Here is a 20,855-nt window from a genome sequence, read left to right as displayed (position 1 = left end):
TCAGATCGCTGAGCCGAGTTGGAAGATCGGCAGGTACATGGCCACCACCAGCCCGCCGACGATCACCCCCAGCACGACCATGATGAACGGCTCCATGAGGCTGGTGAGGTTGTCGACCATGTTATCCACTTCTTCCTCGTAAAAGCCCGCAACCTTGTCGAGCATGTCATCCAGGGCGCCGGACTCTTCGCCAATCGCGGTCATTTGCACGGCCATGCTGGGAAAGACCCCGGTGCTGCGCATCGAGAAATTCAGCTGCATACCGGTGGACACGTCCTGGCGAATGCGCAGCACGGCTCGCTTGAAGACCACGTTGCCGGTGGCGCCGGCCACCGAGTCAAGCGCTTCGACCAACGGCACACCGGCGGCAAACGTGGTCGACAAGGTTCGAGCGAATCGCGCCACGGCGGACTTGTACATCAGTGTGCCCACCAGTGGCAGTTTCAGCAGCCAGGTGTCTTTGCGATCGCGCAAGGCCTGGGATGTTTTTAGCGCGTGGCGGGTGCCAAAAATCGCTGCGACCAGTGCAGCGAGAATCGCCCACCACCATTGCTGCATGAATTCCGACAGGCTGATCACCATCAGGGTGAACGCCGGCAGTTCGGCACCGAAACCGGAAAACACTGACTGAAATTGTGGCACTACTTTGACCAGCAGAATCCCGGTGACAACAGCCGCGACCAGCACCACGGCGGTGGGATAGGTCATGGCTTTCTTGATCTTGGCTTTGAGGCTTTCGCTTTTTTCCTTATAGGTCGCGACGCGTTCGAGCAAGGTGTCGAGGGCGCCGGACTGCTCGCCGGCATCGACCAGGTTGCAATACAACTCGTCGAAATACTGCGGTTTCTTGCGCAGGGCTGCGGCGAAGCTGTTACCGGCCGCGACCTCCTGTTTCACGTCGTCCACCAGTTGGCGCATGGCCGGGTTATCAAAGCCTTCGCCAATAATGTCGAACGACTGCAACAGCGGTACGCCGGCTTTCATCATGGTCGCCATCTGCCGGGTGAACAGGGCAATGTCCCGGGCCTTGATGCGTTTGCCAAAGCTCAGCAATGACGCGGATTTCTTGCGCACCTTGCCGGGATTGATCCCCTGTTTACGCAATTGTGCCTTGATCAGCGCCGGGTTCTGGCCGCTCAGTTCACCGGTGACTTTGCTGCCTTTTCTGTCTGTGCCTTCCCAGGCATAAATACTGATTTTTGCTGCCTTGACCGCCATGTTCAGTCCTTGGTGACCCGGTTGATTTCTTCAAGGCTGGTGATGCCTTGCATGGCCTTGTGCAGCCCGGAGGTGCGCAGGTCGTCGAAGCCGTCGCGGCGCATCTGCAGGTCGATTTCCAGCGAGTTACCTTCGGCCATGATCAAGCGTTGCAGCTCCGGTGTGTTTTTCACCACTTCATAAATCCCCACGCGTCCTTTGTAACCGCCGTTGCAGTGATCGCAACCGACCGGCTCGTAGATCGTGAAATGGCCGATGCGTTCCTCGGGGAAGCCTTCCTTGAGCAAGGTTTCGCGCGGGATCTCGATGGCTTTCTTGCAGTGGCTGCACAGTTTGCGCGCCAGGCGCTGGGCGATGATCAGGCTGACCGAGGTGGCGATGTTGAAACCGGGAATGCCCATGTTGTGCAGGCGCGTCAGGGTTTCCGCAGCGCTGTTGGTGTGCAGGGTCGAGAGCACCAGGTGACCGGTCTGCGCGGCTTTGATGGCGATCTCGGCGGTTTCCAGGTCGCGGATTTCACCGACCATGATCACGTCCGGGTCCTGACGCAGAAACGAGCGCAATGCCTGGGCAAAGTCGAGCCCTTGCTTGGGATTGACGTTGACCTGGTTGATGCCTTCCATGTTGATTTCCACCGGGTCTTCGGCGGTGGAGATATTGATGTCGACGGTGTTGAGAATATTCAGGCCGGTGTACAGCGAAACGGTTTTACCCGAACCGGTGGGCCCGGTGACCAGGATCATGCCCTGTGGCTGCTTGAGTGCGGCCATGTACAGATCCTTTTGCTCGGGCTCATAGCCGAGGGCGTCGATACCGATCTGCGCGCTGGACGGGTCGAGAATCCGGATCACCACTTTTTCGCCCCACAGGGTCGGCAGCGTGTTGACCCGGAAATCGATCGACTTGCTTTTCGACAGGCGCATCTTGATCCGCCCGTCCTGAGGTTTGCGCCGTTCCGAAATATCCAGGCTGGCCATGACTTTCAGGCGTGCGGCGATGCGCCCGGCCAGTTGAATCGGCGGTTTGGCAACCTCGCGCAGGATGCCGTCGGTGCGCACCCGCACCCGGTAGTTTTTTTCGTAAGGCTCGAAGTGCAAGTCGGAAGAACCGCTTTTGATCGCGTCGAGCAGCATCTTGTGCACGAAGCGCACCACCGGCGCATCGTCGGCGTCGAGGCCGCCGATGGCGTCCTGCTTGCTGTCGTCGACGGATTCGACATCGACCCCGTCGAGATCGACATCGGCCATGTCCTCGAGACCGCTGGTGTGGGTGTCGAAGAATTTTTCGATGGCATCGGTAAGTTTGTCGTCCTCGACCAGAATGGCTTCGGTGCTCAGCCCGGTGCTGAATTGAATGTCGTTGATCGCTTGATGATTGCTCGGGTCGGAAATGCCCACGAACAGCTTGTTGCCACGCCGCCACAAGGGCAGGGCGTGATGCTGACGCACGAGTTTTTCGCTGACCAGGCCTTTGGGCTGGGTTTCCTTGTCCAGGCAATTGAGATCAAGCAAGGCCATGCCGAAATGCTCACTGGCAATCTCGGCCACCTGCCAGCTCTTGACCAGTTTGTTCTGCACCAGATAGCTGACCAGCGACAGGCGATTGCGCTGGGCCTGTTGCCAGGCTTGCTGGGCGCCTTTTTCCGTGAGCAGTTCGGCCTGGACCAATTGCTTGGCCAGACCGCTCAGAGCGATGTCATTCATGGGGATTCCGCACGCTTGCCGTTCATGACTTATAGCCTAGTCAAGTGACAGCGCCAAACACGGCGGGTGCAGGTGACAAAAAGTGTCAGATAGTGCGGTTACAGGTTGTAGGAATTGGCGTTGCAAGCGCTTCGCGCCTAATGAACGGGGCTTTGCAGGCATTGGCATGGCCTATGCTCCGTGCCTTGCAGATCATGAGAATTCGACTCATGCATGGAGCGTGTCTATGAAAAAACAACAAGGTTTTACTCTGATCGAGCTGCTGATCGTGGTGGCGATCATCGGGATTCTGGCGACCATCGCGTTGCCGCAGTATTCCAAGTATCAGGCGCGGTCGAAGGTGACGGCGGGGCTGGCGGAAATCAGCGCGCTGAAGGTGCCGTTTGAAGACACCATCAATCAAGGCACTGATCCGACTCTGACCCTAGTCGCGGGCAGTGCCACCGCTGCGACTTCCAACTGCACACTGGCCGCTTCCGGCACGGCATCCACCGGTGCCGGGACCATCACTTGCACATTGCTCAATGCTCCGGGTCCGGTGCTGAGCAAAACCATCACCCTGACACGTTCCTCAGGGACCGGCGCAGGTGTGTGGACTTGTGGTACCACCGTTGCTCCGGACTATTCGCCTAAAGGCTGCACTGCCACCGGTACATAAGCTGACGTGTGCTGGCCAGAATGCTCCGCTCTGCGGGGCATTTTTATTGTCTGGCACTTTACAAAAGCTTCAATAATTTCAGCGCCTTAGGAACTTTCCAAAAAACCGCAACTTGCATGTGAATATTCATCGAGTCATGCATTTTGCATGAATCCGGAATTTTCATATATCTGTAACCTATTGATTTATATACCTTTTGTGTCTTTCAAAAAGTTGGCACAACGTTCGCAACTACCTTGGTAACCCTGCTGACAAGACAACCAGCAGACTTTCCAGAAAAACAGGAGTTACTCGTATGAAGAAGTTCGCTATCACTGCCGCTGCTGCTACCGCGCTGACCCTGACCATGGCTTCCGGTGCATTCGCACAATCCACCCAGGCTACTCAGGCTCCAATGACTCTGGCCGCCGGTGAAGTCACCAAGGCGAAAGAAGCTACTTCCGACACCTGGATCACCACCAAAGTCAAAAGCGATCTGGTCACCGAAAAAGGCATTCCGGGCACCGACATCAAAGTAGAAACCAACAAAGGCGTGGTTTCCCTGTCCTCCACTGTTGCAGTGACCGAGGCTCAGAAAACCACCGCAGTGAACATCACCAAGAAAATCAAAGGCGTTAAAGCGGTCTCCGCTGACGGCCTGAAAGCCGAGTAAGGCATGACTTCTCGCCTGGACCGGGAGAAGGCGCGACAGACGGGCCGAGCCATACGTCTGCCGCAACTTTAGAGTTCATGCGAACGGTCACACGGATGTGACCATTACGGGCCCCGGCACTTGTGTCGGGGCCTGTTCTATTTCAGGGACGAAAGAGTCGAAGGGCACCGCAAAACAACTGTGGGAGCGAGCTTGCTCGCGAAAGCGGTATGCCAGTCACAATGGATTTGACTGACCAGACGCCTTCGCGAGCAAGCTCGCTCCCACATGGGTAAGTGATTTGGATCAGTTACCGCGTTTGCTGTTGATCTGCCGCAGGCGATTGCCTTCGAAGCGCAGGTATTGATACATGCCGTTGCTCGGGCCGTAAGTCCACTCCTCGACCTGAAACTCCTCGCGGCGATTGGCGCTGCGCTTGTAGCCCAACACATTACGGCTGACCGGCTCACCGCATTTCTGCAGGACTTCGCTGGAACGGTCGCCCAGGCTGATCAGTTGACTGCCGCAGCGCAGGGTATCGGACGCCGAGGCGTGGCTGGCCGCGAAGGTCATTGCGATCAAGGCCAGCCACTGCAGTTTCATCATTCGGCATCCAGGTGCATTTGCGTCACCACGCGGCCATCGCTCTCGGCTTCACCGAGACTGGCGTCGATGAAGTACACGCGGTCGTCTGCCAACTGGCCTTTATCGACCAGATAATCCTTGATGCTGCTGGCACGGTCCTGACCCAACTGACGCAACAACACCTCGCTGCCACTCCAGAACTTGATCACGCCTTCGCGCATCTTCGCCGTGCGTTCTTCCTTGCCCAGATCCTTCCATTGCGCCGGTGGCTGGGTTTTCAGGCGGGTGCGGTAAATGCCTTCGAGCAGTGGACCTTTCTCGTTGTCCGGCACTTGCAGCAATGACGCCTGCGCCGGGACTTTATCGCCGCGACGCTGGAGCATCTTGTAGTAGTTGTACTGGTACTCACGCTCCAGACGCTGCTCGGCGAGCAATGGACCATCGCTGCTCTGCGCGGCAGTGCCTTCGATTTCCAGACGCAGGGCCGGGCGCTCCTTGAGCGCCTGAGACAGTTTGATCAGCGCCGCTTCGGCATCCTTGTTCAACTCGCTGGAACCCGGGGCAAACGACACCGTGCCAAGGTCTTCCGAACCGCCGCCACTGATCAGTCCGCCAATCATTTTGAAGGGCGCGGCAGCGGCTTTGACGATGAGATTGCGCAGGGTCTGCCAGACAATCGGCATCACGCTGAATTGCGGGTTGTTCAAGTCGCCGGTCACCGGCAACTCGATGGAGATCTTGCCGTCGACGTCTTTGAGCAAGGCAATCGCCAGTTTCAGTGGCAGGCTCACAGCATCCGGGCTGTCGACTTTCTCACCGAGTTGCAATTGCTCGACCACCACTTTGTTTTCGGCTTTGAGCTGGCCCTTGGTGATCAGGTAATGCAGGTCGAGGTTGAGGCGGCCCTTGCGGATGCGGTAACCGGCGAATTTGCCGGAGTAGGGCGTCAACGTCGTCAGCTCGACACGTTTGAAACTGGTGGCGATGTCGAGGCTGGCCATCGGGTCGAACGGATTGACCGCGCCCTTGATGGTCACCGGTGCATAGCGGTCGACCTTGCCTTTGATGTCGACACTGGCCGGTTTCGCCTGACGGCTGTCGATGGTGCCGATCTGGCCATTGAGTTGCTGCACGGCGGTAGCGAAATTCGGCGTCAGGCTGAAGTCGGCGAAGTTGGCCGAACCGTCGTTGATGGCGATGCCGCCGATGTGAATGCCCAGCGGTTTCTGGTTGCTGGCCGGTTTCGCTGCTGCGCTTTTGGTGCCGCTGTCGGCGGGCTGCGGGATCAGCAGGTCATCGATGTTGGTGGTGCGATCATCGTTGATCATGAACCGCACATACGGCTGGAACAGGTTGACCTTGTCAATCGACAGGCTGTCGCCGTGCTGATAGTTCAAGCCTTCGACCACGACCTGCTGCCACTTGAGGAAATCGCGGGTTTTCAGGGTGTCGAGGGTGTGCAGTTGATCGATCTGCGCGCGCCCGGTGACGCTTAGGGCCAGCGGCTCGGTGCTCTTGAGATTGACCTTGAGATCACTGCCGAGCATGCCGCTGCGCAGTTCCAGGCGAATGAACGGGTTGATGTAAGACTGCGCGACTCGCAGGTCGATGTCCTGGGTTTTTACATTGAGCTGGGCGTTGACTGGGGCGAGATTGACCGTGCCGTCAGCCGTGATCTTGCCTTGCTTGCCCACACCGCTGTCGAGTTTGAGCTTGAAGGGCGAGCCGTTGAGGCTGTCGAAGTCTTGCAGATCGACATTCAGCGGGGTGATGTCCAGTGCTACTGCCGGTTTGGCCGAGCGGTCGGCCAGATGCACGGTGTAATTGCGCAATTGCACGTCTTTGAGCAGCACTTGCCACGGTTTGCTCGGCGCCGGTGGGGTTTTCGGCGAGTCGGCAGCTGCCGGTGTGTTCGCCGGTTCGGCAGCCGCTTTGGCAGCCGGTTTCGATGGCTGGCTGGCAAACAGTTTCTGCCAGTCGAGTTGGCCGTCGGCTTCGAGCGCCGCCCAGGTTTCCAGTTTCTGGCTGCGGATCTTGCCGACCACCACTTGTTGTTTGGCCAGATCCACCGAGGTCTCGCTGACATCGAGTCGTTCAAGTTTCGCCAGTGGCCGCCCGTCCGGAGCCTTGATGGCGAATGGCGCGATGCTCACTGCGACATTGTTCAACTGCAGTTCGGTTTCTTTCGACAGATTGAGTTTGTATTCGCTGCTGAGGCTGATCACGCCGTCTTCGAGTACCAAAGGCACCGAGTCACGCACGTAGGGCCAGAAGGCTTTCATCTTGCCGTCGGTGACTTTCAGGGTGCCTTCCGAGGTGAATGGGATCAGGCTGAAGTTGCCGCTCCAGTCGATCCGGCCACCGGCGGGGCCGATGGCGACCAGGGTCATGTCGGCGCTGTCTTCGGGCAGGGTGCTGAGGTTTTTCAGTTCGAAGCTGAGGTCATCGTAGAGAAATTCGATGGGTTCGCTGGGACGCACGTCCTCAAAGTGCACGACGCCGCCGGCCAGTTTGATGTTGTCGATGCGCAGCGGGAAGGGCTTGGCGTCAGGGTCGGCCGGTGTCGGCTCGCTGGCCGGCACATTGAACAGGCCGAGCAGGTTGAGCTTGCCGTCTTTGGCGAAGAGGATTTCGGTTTTTGGCTTGTCCAGCTCGATGTTGGCCAGATGCAGGGCTTTGGTCCACAGGCTGTCGATTTGCAGGTCGGCGTACAGGCGATCAAAACCGATCTGTTCCTTGCCCGGCTCGCCGATGACCAGCCCCCACAAGGTAACTTCAAGGCTGAACGGGTTGAGCTCGATACGCTGGATATGCGCAGGCACTGTTGCGTAGTTGGCCAGTTGCTGATTGGCCACGCGCAGGGCGATGCCCGGCAAAATCAGAAACCCCAGCAGGCTGTAGAGGGCCAGAGCAGTCAACAAGGCGCCAATCGCGCGAATCAATCCTTTGGGCATGTGCGGCTTCATCTGTCTGAATCGGAGTGCCTTGGAGTATGGCACGCGATTCTGGTTCCGAAGTAACAGCCGTGCTGCAGGATTGTTCAGATTTCTCTGTAATCACAAAAAATGTGGGAGCGAGCTTGCTCGCGAAAGCGGTCGTCCAGTTGATCAAGATGCCGACTGACACGACGCCTTCGCGAGCAAGCTCGCTCCCACAGGGAAACAGTTGCCGCCGCGCGAGCGCTTCAGAGCTGCAGAATCAGGGTTTTCAGCGGCGGTTGCTGATCCATCGACGGGAAGTCGGCGCCTGGGGTCATCACGCTCCACTCACGCACCGGTCGCCCGGCCTTCTCGGCACAGCGCAGCACCTGCTCGCGCCAGTCGTCCATGCTGACTTTCGCCAGATTGTTGCAGCAGATCAGCACGCCATTATCGGCGGTGGTCAGCAGGGCCGGTTTGAGCAGGCTCTGATAGTCACGCAGCAAATCGACAGTGCCGAATGCGCTCTTGGCCCACGCTGGCGGATCAAGCAGGACCAGATCGTATTGGCGCTGATCGAGGCGCTGGTAGCTCGGCAGTTTTTGTCCACGGCGCTGACTGATCGGCAGCCCGGCGAGTTGCCGGATCGCCGGAAAGTAATCGGACTGGATGAATTCCATCTCGGGCAACTGGGGGTTGAGCAAACCGTTTTCGCGACCGACCGCCAGATTGCCTTCGGCGAAATCCAGATTGCACACTTCACGCGCGCCACCGGCGGCCGCGCTGAGGCCGACGCCGCAGGTGTAGGCGAACAGGTTGAGCACGGATTTGCCTTGGGCGTGATCCTTGACCCAGCCACGGGTGTTGCGCAGATCGAGGAACAGCAAGGGATCCTGCCCGGCATGGCGGCCGCGCACCCGATAGTTTAGGCCCCATTCGTGGCCGACCAGATCTGCCAGCGCTGCGTCATCAGCTTTGTAGACGCTGTCTTCACGGTCAATGCGCGAGTTGCCACGGGAACGGTCGTTGTAAACCAGCAAGGTTTCCATCCCCAGGCTCTGATTAACCATGGCGTGCAGTTGCAGCAGGTCGTCGCGCTCCAGCGTCTGGTGGAAGCTTTGCACCAGCAGTTGCGGGCCGTAGCGGTCGATGGTCAGGCCACCGGCACCTTCCTGGCTGCCATGGAACAGCCGATAGCAATCGGTGCCCTGGCGGTGCAACTCGGCCAGCAGATCCTGGCGTTGATCGAGGGCGGCGCGCAGCGCCTGATTCAAGGAAGACATGCGGGCGCCTTGCTGGAGAGAATGGGGGCGCGGGAGTTTAGCAGCTTGGCGGGCTATCGAGTTGCGCCCTTCGCGAGCAGGCTCGCTCCCTCATGGGATCCATGGTGCAAATTAGATCTCCTGTGGGAGCGAGCTTGCTCGCGAAGGCGTCCGACGAAGTTTTCAGCTCAAGCCCATCCGGCGTTTGGCGCGTTGTACCGAGCCATTGCGCATTGCCCAGCGCAGCATCGGTGCGCTGCGTCTGACGCTGGCGCGAATCAGTTGCCGTTGCAGCGAACTCTGGCGGACGTCGAGCATGTCGCTGGCCCAGTCCGGCAACAGGTCGATCCCGGCCTTCATCATCAGATCGCCAAACGGTCGCGCCAGAACACTCGGCGCCGGCGCGTCGAGCAGCAGGCGCAAAACCTCACGGCTGCGCTCGTCGCACAGCAACTGCGGGCGCATGCGTTGCAGATACTCGGCCACGGCTTGCCGCGATTTCGGTACATCGCGCGCGCCCAGGCGTTCGGCTATCACGGCGATTTCCGTGTAATAACGATCCTGATCTGCCCCCGACAACTGCGGATTGCGATAACGCAAATGCGCCGCCAGAAAGTTACTCACTTCCGCCACATGCACCCAGGTCAACAAATCCGCATCGCTGGCTGCGTAGGGCCGGCCATCAGGCGCCGTGCCGACCACCTGCAAGTGAATGGTGCGCACTTTCTCGATCAACCAGTCGGCGTCCCGGCGCGAGCCAAACGTGGTACCGGACACAAACTGGCTGGTGCGCCGCAAACGCCCGAGCATGTCCTCACGAAAGTTCGAATGATCCCAGACCCCGGCCAATGCCAGCGGATGCAAAGCTTGCAGCAACAGCGCGCTGATGCCACCGATCAACATGCTGCTGAAATCGCCGTGCACCTGCCAACTGATCGAGTCCGGACCAAACAGGCCGGGATCGCCCTTGGGATTTTCCAGGTCGAGCTGACCGAGCGACAGCCCGGTCAGGCTCATGAGTTGCTGTTCGATACGGCAGCGGATGAATTCCATGACCACTCAGTGAGAAAGGCCAGGCGCGGCCGGTTGACCGCGCCCGGGGTGTTACTGATTGAGGCGCTTGTCGATCAGGCCTTGCACCACACTCGGATCGGCCAGGGTCGAGGTATCACCGAGGCTGTCGAGTTCGTTGCAGGCGATCTTGCGCAAGATGCGCCGCATGATCTTGCCTGAGCGGGTTTTCGGCAAGGCCGGCGCCCACTGGATCAGATCCGGTTTGGCGAAGCTGCCGATTTCCTTGCTGACGTGGGCCAGCAATTCTTTCTTCAACTCGTCATTCGGTTCGGTGCCGTTCATGGGTGTGACGAAGGCGTAGATGCCCTGACCTTTGACGTCGTGGGGGTAACCGACCACGGCAGCCTCGGCGATGCTGTCGTGCAGTACCAGCGCGCTTTCCACTTCGGCGGTGCCGATGCGATGGCCGGAGACGTTGATCACGTCATCGATGCGCCCGGTGATCCAGTAATCGCCGTCCTCATCGCGGCGTGCGCCGTCGCCGGTGAAGTAGTAGCCGGGGTAGGGTTTGAAATAGGTGTCGACCATGCGCTGCGGGTCGCCATAGACGCTGCGGATCTGCGCCGGCCAACTCGACTTGATCGCCAGCACGCCACTGCCGGCGCCTTTGATTTCCTTGCCGTGCTCATCGAGCAGCACCGGTTGCACGCCGAACATCGGTTGCGTGGCGCAGCCAGGCTTGATTCGCTGGGCGCTGACCAGGGGACTGAGCATGATGCCGCCGGTTTCGGTCTGCCACCAAGTGTCGACGATGGGGCAGCGCTGTTCTCCGACGACATTGAAATACCATTCCCACGCTTCCGGGTTGATCGGCTCACCGACGCTGCCGAGTAATCTGAGGCTGGCGCGCGAGGTTTCCTTCAACGGCTCGGCGCCTTCGCGCATCAACGCGCGCAGGGCGGTCGGCGCGGTGTAGAAAATGTTGACCTTGTGTTTATCAATCACCTGCCAGAAACGTGAACTGCTCGGATAGCTCGGCACGCCTTCGAACATCAGCGTGGTCGCACCATTGGCCAGCGGGCCGTAGACAATGTAGCTGTGACCGGTGACCCAGCCGACGTCAGCAGTGCACCAGAACACTTCGCCGTCGCGGTAATCGAGCACGTACTTGAAGGTCATCGCCGCTTGCAGCAGGTAGCCGCCGGTGGTGTGCAGCACGCCTTTGGGTTTGCCGGTGCTGCCGGAGGTGTAGAGGATGAACAGCGGGTCTTCGGCGTCCATCGGCTCCGGTGGGCAATCGTCGCTGACCTCGCGCACGGCCTGGTGATACCAGAGGTCACGACCCTCGACCCAGTCGACTTTGCCTTGGCTGCGCTCGACCACCACGACGGTGCTGACGTCGGGGCAACTTTGCAGGGCTTTGTCGACGTTCTGCTTGAGCGGGACGAACTTGCCACCGCGCACGCCTTCATCGGCGGTGATCACCGTGCGGCAATCGGCATCGAGGATGCGGTCACGCAGGGAGTCAGGGGAGAAACCGCCAAACACCACCGAATGGATTGCGCCGATCCGCGAACAGGCGAGCATGGCGTATGCGGCCTCGGGGATCATTGGCATGTAGATGCACACCCGGTCGCCTTTCTTCACACCACGGCTTTTCAGCACGTTGGCCAGGCGGCAGACGTGGTGATGGAGTTTTTTATAAGTGATTTGCGCTGATTCTGCCGGGTCGTCGCCCTCCCAGAGCAGGGCGGTCTGATCGCCGCGCTTGTCCAGATGGCGGTCGATGCAGTTGTAACTGACGTTCAGCTTCGCACCGGCAAACCAGGCGGCTTCACCGGTTTTCAGGTCGTAGCGCTGAACGGTCTGCCACGGCGTGCTCCAGTCGAGGAACCGCGTGGCCTGTTCGGCCCAGAAGGTGCTGGGGTGTTCAATGGATTCGCGGTACAGGCGCCGATAGTCTTCCTGACTCAACTGAGCGGCCCGGCGGACGGCATCGGCTTTGGGGAACGTGCTGATATCGAACATGACGGTTCCTTATTCTTGTGGTGCGACAGGAATAAAGATGCGCCGAGCGATGCAGAGGTTCAAGTCATGTGTAAAACAACTGTGGGAGCGAGCCTGCTCGCGAATGCGGTGAGTCAGTCAACAAAGAGGCTGAATGACACACCGCATTCGCGAGCAGGCTCGCTCCCACATTGGAAATGGGTTGCCCACTGGAATTGTGGGCAACCCATTCACATCACCCGCGGTGACGACCGCGGAAGTAGTTGATCAGGCCCTGAGTGGACGGATCATCAGCGTTGGTTTCATCGCTGCCGACCAGACGGTTGTAAACGCCTTTGCCCAGTTCCTTGCCCAGTTCCACGCCCCATTGGTCGAAGGCGTTAATGCCCCAGACCACGCTTTGCACGAACACTTTGTGTTCATACATCGCCACCAGTGCGCCGAGACGACGCGGGCTGATGCGCTCGACCACGAGGGTGTTGCTCGGACGGTTGCCCGGGATCACCTTGTGCGGCGCGAGCTTGTGCACTTCTTCTTCGCTCATGCCCTTGTCGCGCAGTTCCTGCTCGGCTTCCGGCAAGGTCTTGCCGAGCATCAGCGCCTGGCTCTGCGACAGGCAGTTGGCGTAAAGCCACTGGTGGTGGTCGGAGACCGGGTTGAAGCTGACGATCGGCACGATGAAATCGGCCGGAATCAACTGCGAACCTTGATGCAGCAACTGGTGGTAGGCGTGCTGACCGTTGCAGCCGACGCCGCCCCAGATCACCGGACCGGTATCGGTCGACACCGGCGTGCCGTCCTGACGCACGCTCTTGCCGTTGGATTCCATGTCCAGCTGTTGCAAGTGCTTGGTGATGTTACGCAGATAGTGGTCGTACGGCAGGATCGCGTGGCTTTGCGCGCCCCAGAAGTTGCCGTACCACACACCGAGCAGGGCCAGCAGCACCGGCATGTTCTGTTCGAACGGCGCGGTCTGGAAATGCTGGTCCATGGTGTAGGCGCCGGACAGCAGTTCCTTGAAGTTGGACATGCCGATGGCCAGGGCGATCGGCAAACCGATGGCCGACCACAGCGAATAACGACCACCGACCCAGTCCCACATCGGGAAGATGTTTTCTTCGCGGATACCGAACGCTACGGCAGCAGCGTTGTTGCTCGATACGGCGATGAAGTGACGATACAGCTCGGCTTCCGAACCGCCCTGCGCCAGGTACCAGGCGCGCGCAGCCTGAGCGTTCTTCAGGGTTTCGAGGGTGTTGAAGGATTTCGACGAAACAATGAACAGCGTGGTCTCGGCGCGCAGTTTCTGCGTCAGCTCGTGGAACTCACTGCCGTCGATGTTCGCCAGATAATGGCAACGCACGCCTTTCTGTGCGTAGGACAGCAGCGCTTCGGAAACCAGCTCAGGGCCGAGGAACGAGCCACCGATACCGATGTTGACCACGTCGGTGATCGGCTTCTCGGTGTAACCGCGCCACAGACCGTCGTGGATTCGGCCGACCAGATCGGTAATCTGGTTCAGGACTTTGTGGACTTCCGGCATCACGTTGACGCCGTTGACCGACAGTTTGTCGCCTACCGGGCGGCGCAGGGCGGTGTGCAGCGCCGGGCGGCCTTCGGAAGTGTTGACGATTTCGCCTTCAAACAGCGCTTTGATGGCGCCCTTGAGATCGACTTCATTGGCCAGACCGACCAGCAGGTTGCGGGTCTGGGCGTTGATCAAATTCTTCGAATAATCGAGAAACAGTCCGCAGCTGCTGAGGGTGAACTGGTTGAAACGCTGCGGATCGGCGTTGAAGGCTTCGCGCATGCTGAAATCCTGCATGGCTTGGCGGTGATCTTTCAACGCTTGCCAGGCGGGCAGAGCGGTAACGTCTTGAGGAGTGAGGTAATACGCCATCGCTGCGGTTTTCCTTTTTACTTGAACGGCCTTTTGAACACTGAACAGACCCGGCACGCCATGTTTGGGCATGGGATCAACTGCGTCGACACGATTTCTGGACACAGGGCGAATACAGTAAACCTCGCGCTGCGTTCTGTCTTGACTTTGTCTGACCAGATCCCTGTACTTTTTTAACATCGAGACCGGGAACTGGCCGACAAACGGAGGGGGAGCGGGGCGATTTCGTGATCAGGCGAGCTGAACCGGGATGGCGTTGCTGGTGTGACTCAGCTCGTTGCCTGGCGCCATGTAGAGCATGCGCGGCTTGAAATTGACCAGTTCCGCTTCGCTGTAATGGGCGTAGGCACAAATGATCACACGGTTGCCAACCTTGGCTTTGTGCGCTGCGGCGCCGTTGACGGAGATCATCCGCGAGCCTTCTTCGCCACGAATCGCGTAGGTGGTGAAACGCTCGCCGTTGTCGACGTTATAAATCTGGATCTGCTCGTATTCACGAATGCCGGACAAGTCCAGCCACTCGCCATCAATGGCGCACGAACCTTCGTAATCGAGCACCGCATGAGTGACTTCGGCGCGGTGCAGTTTGGCCTTGAGCATGATCGCGTGCATGAGGGATTTTCCCGGGTTGGAATCGAACGGCGGGCAGTGTGCCCGAAGGCTTTAGGGGCGGCAATAAGGCTTGAAACGCAATTTTCATAACACCGAAAACCACTGTAGGAGTGAGCCTGCTCGCGATAGCGGTGTGTCATTCAACACTAATGCTGACTGACACACCGCTATCGCGAGCAGGCTCACTCCTACAGGGGGTATTGCGGTGTTTTTAAGCGGGGGTGTCGAGGTTCAGATGCAGGTTGTCGATCAACCGAGTAGTGCCAAGAAACGCCGCCACCAGAATCACCAGATCGCGATCCTCCGCCGTCGCTGGACGCAAGGTCAGTGCATGGCGGATTTCCAGGTAATCCGGACGCAGGCCCGCCGCTTCCAGCTGCTGTACCTGGGCACTGATCATTGCCGGGAAGTCGCGTTGGCCTTGCTTGATCAACTCGGCAATGTTGCTCAGCGAGCGATAGACCACCGGAGCCACCGCGCGCTGTTCCTCGTTGAGGAAGCCATTGCGCGATGACAGCGCCAGGCCATCGGCTGCACGCACGGTCGGTTCGCCGATGATCTGGATCGGCATGTTCAGGTCATGCACCAGCGCGCGGATCACCGCCAGTTGCTGGTAATCCTTCTGACCGAAAATCGCCAGATCCGGCTGGACCATGTTGAACAGTTTGCTGACGACGGTCGCCACACCCTCGAAATGCCCCGGACGGCTGGCGCCGCACAGGCCTTCGGACAACTGCGGCACGCTGACCCGAGTCTGACCGGCCATGCCGTCGGGGTACATTTCTTCGACAGTCGGCGCGAAGAGCAGGGAGCAACCGGCTTCGAGCAGCTTCTCCTGATCCGCTGCCAACGTGCGCGGGTATTTATCGAGGTCTTCGCCGGCGCCGAACTGCAGCGGGTTGACGAAAATACTCGCGACCACGAAGTCCACCCGTTGGGTGGCTTTGGTGATCAGTGCAACGTGACCGCTGTGCAGGTTGCCCATGGTCGGCACAAAGCCGATGCGCTTGCCTTCGCTGCGGGCGCGGGCTACGGCGGCGCGCAGTTCGCGTACGGTTTTAACGGTGTTCATGCAGAGAATCCGTGTTCGATGCCAGGGAACGTGGTGGCTTTGACTTCGTTGACGTAAGCCTTCAGCGCGGATTGGATGCTGTCCTGGCCGTGCATGAAGTTTTTGACAAATTTCGGCACGCGGCCGGTGATCGACAGGCCGAGCATGTCGTGCAGTACCAGGACCTGGCCGTCGGTGGCGTTACCGGCGCCGATGCCGATGACTGGAATCTTCACCGCCTGGCTGATTTCGGCAGCCAGTTCGCTCGGTACGCATTCGAGCAGCAGCATGGCGGCGCCGGCCTGTTCCAGCGAGATCGCATCGGCACGCATCTGCCGCGCCTGATTTTCGTTACGGCCCTGCACTTTATAGCCGCCGAGAATGTTCACTGCTTGCGGAGTCAGGCCCATGTGCGCGCATACCGGTACACCGCGCTCGGCGAGCAGACGGATCGACTCGGCCAGCCACAGCTGACCTTCGACCTTGACCATGTGCGCACCGGCCTGCATCAGCATGGCGCTGTTAGTCATGGTTTGTTCAAGGGTGGCGTTGGCCATGAACGGCAAGTCAGCCAGGATCAGGGCATCGGTATTGCCACGTTTGACGCAAGCGGTGTGGTAGGCCATTTCTGCGGTGGTCACCGGCAAAGTGCTGTCGTGACCTTGCAGGACCATGCCGAGGGAGTCGCCCACCAGCAGCACTTCGACACCAGCCTCGTTGCAGGCGTGGGCGAAGGTCGCGTCATAGCAGGTCAGCATGGTGATCTTTTCACCTTTCTGCTTGAGGCTCTGGAGCGTGGTCAGGGTGATGGCTGGCATGTAAAAAATCCTCGTTCAGGCGCTCTGGAAACTACTGCGAGTAACGCGCGTGATTCTTCATCTACTCAGGCGCACGCTCTTTTGTCGTGCTTATAAGGCCTGGATTGCGCCCGTATGTGCCGGGTTGGCGGCAGCGGGACGCCTATAGTCGTGATGAGCCAACAGGAAGTCAATTGCGTGTGTTACCGCATTGTTACGAGGGGAGTGTTACCGGCGTTACTGATGCGATTCAGCGCTGCGGCGGGCCTGATTCGCGGGGTTTTTGTCGGACAATAAATCTGGATGTGGCGCAATCCCTGTAGGAGTGAGCCTGCTCGCGATAGCGTTCTGTCAGCCAAAGATTTATTGGTTGATCCACCGCTATCGCGAGCAGGCTCACTCCTACAAAGGGCGGATTTGTGTCAGGCGTGGGGGAGGCGTTCCAGGCCGACGAACGGGCAGGCTGCCAGCAGCTCGGACAAGGTGCGGCCATCGGCCAGACGCATATCTTGCGGCGCCAGTTCGGCGAGGGGATAGAGCACGAACGCACGTTCCTGAATCTGATAATGCGGGACTTTCAGGCGCGGTTCGTCGATCAAGCGATCACCGAACAGCAGAATATCCAGGTCCAACGTGCGCGGGCCCCAGCGCTCCAGACGCTCGCGGCCCTGATCATTCTCGATCGCCTGTAAGGCATCGAGCAGATCCAGCGGCGCAAGATCGCTGTCAAGCGCAGCGACCGCGTTGGTGTACCGCGGTTGGCCTGGCAGCAACGAGTCGCTTTGATAGAAGGCGGAAACGCCCGCGAGTGTGGTCTGCGGCAGTTGCCCCAGCGCCTCGACGGCGCTGCGCAACTGTTCGGCCGGGTCAGCGAGGTTACTGCCCATGCCGATGTAGATGCGTTCCATGCCTTTATTCGCCTGTAGCGCTCGGGGCGCCGGCGCGTTTGCGCTTGGAACCGCTGCTGCGGCGACGTTTGCGCGGAGCACCGCTGGCGTCATCGCCCTTGCCGCTGAGGTCGCGGATCATATCGCGACGTTCGCTGTCGTTGGCGTCCTGATAGTCAGTCCACCATTCACCGAGGCCATCAGTCTCCTCGCCGGCGCTTTCACGCAGCAACAGGAAGTCGTAACCGGCGCGGAAACGCGGATTGTCCAGCAACAGGTCGGCACGTTTGCCGCTGCGGCGTGGCAGGCGCTCCTGCATGTCCCAGATCTCGCGGATCGGCATAGTGAAGCGTTTCGGAATCGCAATGCGCTGGCATTGTTCGGCGATCAGCTCGTGCGCGCCTTCCTGCATCGCTGGAATCGGCGGCATGCCACGTTCCTGCAAGCGCAACACGCGAGCCGGCAAAGCAGGCCACAACAGTGCGGCAAACAGGAACGCCGGGGTCACCGGTTTGTTCTGCTTGATGCGCAGGTCAGTGTTGGTCAGCGCTTCGCTGATCAGCGTGTGGGTGTATTCCGGGTTGTGTTCCAGCGCATCGGCACTGGCCGGGAACAGCGGGGCGAACAGTTGCAGATCGACCAGCATTTCGAAGGTGATCGCGCCGTGCCCAGAGAGGAACAGCTTGAGCACTTCTTCGAACAGACGTGCTGACGGAATCTCGCGTAGCATCGGCGCCAGTTCGCGGATCGGCTGCACCGTGTGCTTCTCGATGCCGAAATTGAGCTTGGCGGCGAAACGCACGGCGCGCAGCATGCGTACCGGGTCTTCCTGGTAGCGCTGCTTCGGATCACCGATCAGTCGGATCAGGTGATTGCGGATGTCGTGTACGCCGTTGGCGTAGTCGAGGATGCGCTCGCTGACCGGGTCGTAATACAGGGCGTTGATGGTGAAGTCGCGGCGTTGCGCGTCTTCTTCCAGGGTGCCGTAAACGTTGTCGCGCAGAATGCGCCCGCTCTCGTTACGCGAAGACTGGTTGCTGTCTTCGTCGTCTTCGTTGACCGGGTGATTGGCGCGGAAGGTCGCGACTTCGATGATTTCGCGACCGAAATGGATGTGCACCAGTTTGAAGCGACGGCCAATGATCCGCGCATTGCGGAATTCGGCACGGACTTGCTCGGGGGTGGCGCTGGTGGCGACGTCGAAATCCTTGGGCGTGATGCCCAGCAGCATGTCACGCACGCAACCGCCGACCAGATAAGCCTGGTAACCGGCACCTTGCAGGCGTTCGACGATATTCACCGCATAGCGGCTGAATTGCGTTTTCTGCAGCGAATGTTGGCCGCTGTTGAGCACTTCAGGGGTGCTGCGGATGTGTTGCGTACGACGCACGGGAGTTCGGAATGACTGGAACAGCTTCTTCAGCATGGGATGCACTGTTTGAAGGAATGTTCGGCCATACCAAAGAATGACCGCATGATGGGCGCAGATTCTAGCATTTAGTCGGGGGATGGTGTAGGACACGGCAGATTTGAGCTGTAAGCCGCAAGCTGCAAGGGGCGAGCAAGGGAAAATCGAAGGATTTTGCCGGAAGGGAGAAACTACAAGGGGAGCCGAAGCTCCCCAAGAAGTAGTTGCGTGCTCTTTTTATTATTGATTCGGGCTTCTTGTTTTTGTTGAGTGCCCTCGCCACGAAGTGTTTCCTTCGTGACCCTCCCAATCGGGAGCCAAGAGCAAACGGATTGCTTTGGTCGCTGAATTGCAGTGATCTCTCGATCCAACCAGTACAGGCTCTGTCTTAGGACAGTTTTTGTTGTTCTCGGCCTGGTCGTGGGGCAAGCCCCAAATACAACGCCTCTCCAAAAGAATCAGTTAGCTGCGCCTCTCGCCGTCTTGTTTTTATTGTGCGTGAGTCGATTCGTCTTATTTTTATTGTCTTGTGCATTGCTTGTTATTGTTCTTGTACCAAACATATAGCAGGGGCCGTGCCAACTTTTGCGAAACCCAATAAAACAAGGGGTTAGGTCGATATAACCGTTTTGTCGGGGCGAAAAAAAGCCGGGGTTTCGTTACCGATAACCCCGGCTTCTGTTACGTGAATCGACTGAGGTAACAGTTTTTTCACATCTTCAAGCGTTACCCGCACACTCGACAGGTAACGTTCAGCTCTCGCTGGCGACCCCGGTCTTGCGCCGTGGGATGCCTAGACGCTGACGGCGCTCCCACAGACATTTACGGCTGACGCCCAGTTTGCGCGCCAGTTCGGTCTCGGTCATGTGGTCCTGATGCTCGAGAACGAAGTGCTGGAAGTAGTCTTCCAGCGACAGGTCTTCGGTCGGCTCGTGGCTGCTGTTGCTGGCGTTACCCGGCGTTTGTGGCGGCAGACCGATGAACTCGTCGTCTTCCAGATCGCTCAGCTCGATGTCGATGCCCAGCAGGTCGGCGGAGATTTCCGCGCTTTCGCTCAGAATCACCGCGCGCTCGACTGCGTTTTCCAGTTCACGCACGTTACCCGGCCAGGAATAATGACGAATCGCCTGTTCGGCATCCGCGGCAAATTTCAGGTCGGTACGGTTGATGCGCGCACTTTGGCGAGCGAGGAAAGCCGTGGCGATCTCGTTGACGTCGGCGCCGCGCTCGCGCAGGGCAGGCAGTTTTAACGCGATCACGTGCAGACGGTAATAAAGGTCTTCACGGAACTGGCCGATTTTCGCCAGGCTCTTCAAGTCGCGGTGAGTGGCCGCGATCAGGCGTACATCGACCTTCTGCGACTGCACCGAGCCAACACGGCGAATTTCGCCTTCCTGCAACACACGCAGCAGTCGAGCCTGAGCTTCCAGCGGCAGTTCGCCGATTTCGTCGAGGAACAAGGTGCCGCCGTCCGCCGCTTCGACCAGACCGGCACGCCCGGCGCTGGCGCCGGTGAATGCGCCTTTCTCGTGGCCGAACAGTTCGGACTCGATCAGGCTTTCCGGAATGGCTGCGCAGTTCACCGAGATCATCGGCGCCTTGGCGCGTTTCGACAGGTTGTGCAGTGCGCGGGCCACCAGTTCTTTACCGGTGCCGGACTCGCCCTGGATCAACACATTGGAATCGGTTGGCGCGACTTTGCGGATCTTGCTGTACAAGTCCTGCATCGGTGGGCAGGAGCCGATGATGCCAATCTCGCCATTGCTGTTGTCGACGGCGGATTTGCCGCTGCCATTGGCCGGTTTACTGGCAACTGCTTCGCCGGCCGCCGGTGCCGATTGGCGATCACGCAGGATCCGCGCGACAGCCTGAAGCATTTCATCGTGGTCGAAAGGCTTGGCGATGTAGTCCACCGCGCCCATCTTCATCGAGTCGACCGCCGAGCGCAGGCTGGCATAGCTGGTCATGATCAGCACCGGTGTGCCCTGGCCGAGCTTGATCAGCTCAGTACCCGGCGCGCCCGGCAAACGCAGATCGCTGACGATCAGATCGAACGTAGGAATGGTGAAGCGTTCTTGTGCTTCCTGCACTGAACCGGCTTCGCTGACCTGGTACTGGTTGCGTTCCAGCAGGCGGCGCAAGGCGGAGCGGATAATTGTTTCGTCTTCGACGATCAAAATGTGCGGCATTGATTCGATACTCTC

The 20,855-nt window shown here is 59.2% G+C and carries 16 protein-coding genes; 2 read left to right on the top strand and 14 right to left on the bottom strand.

Annotation, left to right across the window (positions count from 1 at the left end; genetic code table 11):
* Entirely contained in the window at window positions 1-1,218 is a 1,218-nt protein-coding gene (locus AB4O11_RS03990; RefSeq protein WP_460130193.1) for a type II secretion system F family protein, read from the bottom strand.
* Window positions 1,219-1,220: 2 nt separating this feature from the next.
* The gene (gene pilB / locus AB4O11_RS03985) at window positions 1,221-2,921 is read right to left on the bottom strand and encodes a type IV-A pilus assembly ATPase PilB (RefSeq protein WP_093434878.1); all 1,701 of its coding nucleotides are present in this window, start codon (window positions 2,919-2,921) and stop codon (window positions 1,221-1,223) included.
* A gap of 226 nt (window positions 2,922-3,147) precedes the next feature.
* Between pilB and AB4O11_RS03980 the strand changes: the two genes are divergently transcribed.
* Together AB4O11_RS03980 and AB4O11_RS03975 are read left to right on the top strand one after the other, a co-directional pair.
* Window positions 3,148-3,579 carry a pilin gene (locus AB4O11_RS03980; RefSeq protein ID WP_093434881.1) on the top strand — a complete coding sequence of 144 codons (432 nt, stop codon included), beginning with the start codon at window positions 3,148-3,150 and terminating at the stop codon, window positions 3,577-3,579.
* 295 nt (window positions 3,580-3,874) lie between these two features.
* The gene (locus AB4O11_RS03975; protein WP_077574577.1) at window positions 3,875-4,231 is read left to right on the top strand and encodes a BON domain-containing protein; all 357 of its coding nucleotides are present in this window, start codon (window positions 3,875-3,877) and stop codon (window positions 4,229-4,231) included.
* Window positions 4,232-4,516: 285 nt separating this feature from the next.
* On the opposite strand, the gene AB4O11_RS03970 is transcribed toward AB4O11_RS03975, so the two are convergent.
* The 12 genes from AB4O11_RS03970 to AB4O11_RS03915 form a co-directional block, all read right to left on the bottom strand.
* Complete coding sequence (locus AB4O11_RS03970) at window positions 4,517-4,813, bottom strand: DUF2845 domain-containing protein (RefSeq protein ID WP_186625170.1); 297 nt, start codon at window positions 4,811-4,813, stop codon at window positions 4,517-4,519.
* Complete coding sequence (locus tag AB4O11_RS03965; protein WP_186625122.1) at window positions 4,813-7,761, bottom strand: DUF748 domain-containing protein; 2,949 nt, start codon at window positions 7,759-7,761, stop codon at window positions 4,813-4,815. Before AB4O11_RS03965 ends, AB4O11_RS03970 begins: the two co-directional genes overlap by 1 nt.
* Before the next feature lie 218 nt (window positions 7,762-7,979).
* Entirely contained in the window at window positions 7,980-8,996 is a 1,017-nt protein-coding gene (locus AB4O11_RS03960) for a class I SAM-dependent rRNA methyltransferase (protein ID WP_320336311.1), read from the bottom strand.
* 162 nt (window positions 8,997-9,158) lie between these two features.
* The gene (locus AB4O11_RS03955; protein WP_460089002.1) at window positions 9,159-10,028 is read right to left on the bottom strand and encodes an oxygenase MpaB family protein; all 870 of its coding nucleotides are present in this window, start codon (window positions 10,026-10,028) and stop codon (window positions 9,159-9,161) included.
* A gap of 51 nt (window positions 10,029-10,079) precedes the next feature.
* Window positions 10,080-12,017: an acetate--CoA ligase gene (acs, locus tag AB4O11_RS03950; protein WP_460130189.1), complete on the bottom strand. Its 1,938-nt coding sequence runs from the start codon at window positions 12,015-12,017 to the stop codon at window positions 10,080-10,082.
* 214 nt (window positions 12,018-12,231) lie between these two features.
* A complete protein-coding gene (gene pgi / locus AB4O11_RS03945; protein ID WP_186625127.1) occupies window positions 12,232-13,896 on the bottom strand; it encodes a glucose-6-phosphate isomerase in 1,665 nt (554 codons plus the stop codon).
* Between the two features lie 231 nt (window positions 13,897-14,127).
* Complete coding sequence (gene panD, locus AB4O11_RS03940) at window positions 14,128-14,508, bottom strand: aspartate 1-decarboxylase (protein WP_257356134.1); 381 nt, start codon at window positions 14,506-14,508, stop codon at window positions 14,128-14,130.
* Window positions 14,509-14,719: 211 nt separating this feature from the next.
* Entirely contained in the window at window positions 14,720-15,580 is an 861-nt protein-coding gene (gene panC, locus AB4O11_RS03935) for a pantoate--beta-alanine ligase (protein ID WP_186625129.1), read from the bottom strand.
* Complete coding sequence (gene panB, locus AB4O11_RS03930; protein WP_093434905.1) at window positions 15,577-16,377, bottom strand: 3-methyl-2-oxobutanoate hydroxymethyltransferase; 801 nt, start codon at window positions 16,375-16,377, stop codon at window positions 15,577-15,579. Before panB ends, panC begins: the two co-directional genes overlap by 4 nt.
* A gap of 401 nt (window positions 16,378-16,778) precedes the next feature.
* Window positions 16,779-17,264: a 2-amino-4-hydroxy-6-hydroxymethyldihydropteridine diphosphokinase gene (gene folK, locus AB4O11_RS03925; protein WP_093434907.1), complete on the bottom strand. Its 486-nt coding sequence runs from the start codon at window positions 17,262-17,264 to the stop codon at window positions 16,779-16,781.
* A gap of 4 nt (window positions 17,265-17,268) precedes the next feature.
* Complete coding sequence (locus AB4O11_RS03920) at window positions 17,269-18,669, bottom strand: polynucleotide adenylyltransferase PcnB (RefSeq protein WP_064118692.1); 1,401 nt, start codon at window positions 18,667-18,669, stop codon at window positions 17,269-17,271.
* 734 nt (window positions 18,670-19,403) lie between these two features.
* Window positions 19,404-20,840 (bottom strand): sigma-54-dependent transcriptional regulator, encoded by a 1,437-nt coding sequence (locus AB4O11_RS03915; protein WP_093434911.1) that lies wholly within the window; start codon window positions 20,838-20,840, stop codon window positions 19,404-19,406.
* Between the last annotated feature and the right edge of the window lie 15 nt (window positions 20,841-20,855).

It is taken from the genome of Pseudomonas sp. H1_D05, assembly GCF_054682705.1.
Note: the sequence above shows the minus strand (reverse complement) of the source record. Positions and strands in the feature narration are given on the sequence as shown.

Bases quoted from the DNA above. Each gene is read 5' to 3' on its own strand.
- AB4O11_RS03965 (WP_186625122.1), bottom strand. From the start codon at position 7,761: ATGAAGCCGCACATGCCCAAAGGATTGATTCGCGCGATTGGCGCCTTG.
- AB4O11_RS03975 (WP_077574577.1), top strand. From the start codon at position 3,875: ATGAAGAAGTTCGCTATCACTGCCGCTGCTGCTACCGCGCTGACCCTG.
- folK (WP_093434907.1), bottom strand. From the start codon at position 17,264: ATGGAACGCATCTACATCGGCATGGGCAGTAACCTCGCTGACCCGGCC.
- panD (WP_257356134.1), bottom strand. From the start codon at position 14,508: ATGCACGCGATCATGCTCAAGGCCAAACTGCACCGCGCCGAAGTCACT.
- AB4O11_RS03970 (WP_186625170.1), bottom strand. From the start codon at position 4,813: ATGAAACTGCAGTGGCTGGCCTTGATCGCAATGACCTTCGCGGCCAGC.
- pgi (WP_186625127.1), bottom strand. From the start codon at position 13,896: ATGGCGTATTACCTCACTCCTCAAGACGTTACCGCTCTGCCCGCCTGG.
- AB4O11_RS03990 (WP_460130193.1), bottom strand. From the start codon at position 1,218: ATGGCGGTCAAGGCAGCAAAAATCAGTATTTATGCCTGGGAAGGCACA.
- AB4O11_RS03920 (WP_064118692.1), bottom strand. From the start codon at position 18,669: ATGCTGAAGAAGCTGTTCCAGTCATTCCGAACTCCCGTGCGTCGTACG.
- panB (WP_093434905.1), bottom strand. From the start codon at position 16,377: ATGCCAGCCATCACCCTGACCACGCTCCAGAGCCTCAAGCAGAAAGGT.
- AB4O11_RS03915 (WP_093434911.1), bottom strand. From the start codon at position 20,840: ATGCCGCACATTTTGATCGTCGAAGACGAAACAATTATCCGCTCCGCC.
- panC (WP_186625129.1), bottom strand. From the start codon at position 15,580: ATGAACACCGTTAAAACCGTACGCGAACTGCGCGCCGCCGTAGCCCGC.
- AB4O11_RS03955 (WP_460089002.1), bottom strand. From the start codon at position 10,028: ATGGAATTCATCCGCTGCCGTATCGAACAGCAACTCATGAGCCTGACC.
- AB4O11_RS03980 (WP_093434881.1), top strand. From the start codon at position 3,148: ATGAAAAAACAACAAGGTTTTACTCTGATCGAGCTGCTGATCGTGGTG.
- AB4O11_RS03960 (WP_320336311.1), bottom strand. From the start codon at position 8,996: ATGTCTTCCTTGAATCAGGCGCTGCGCGCCGCCCTCGATCAACGCCAG.
- acs (WP_460130189.1), bottom strand. From the start codon at position 12,017: ATGTTCGATATCAGCACGTTCCCCAAAGCCGATGCCGTCCGCCGGGCC.
- pilB (WP_093434878.1), bottom strand. From the start codon at position 2,921: ATGAATGACATCGCTCTGAGCGGTCTGGCCAAGCAATTGGTCCAGGCC.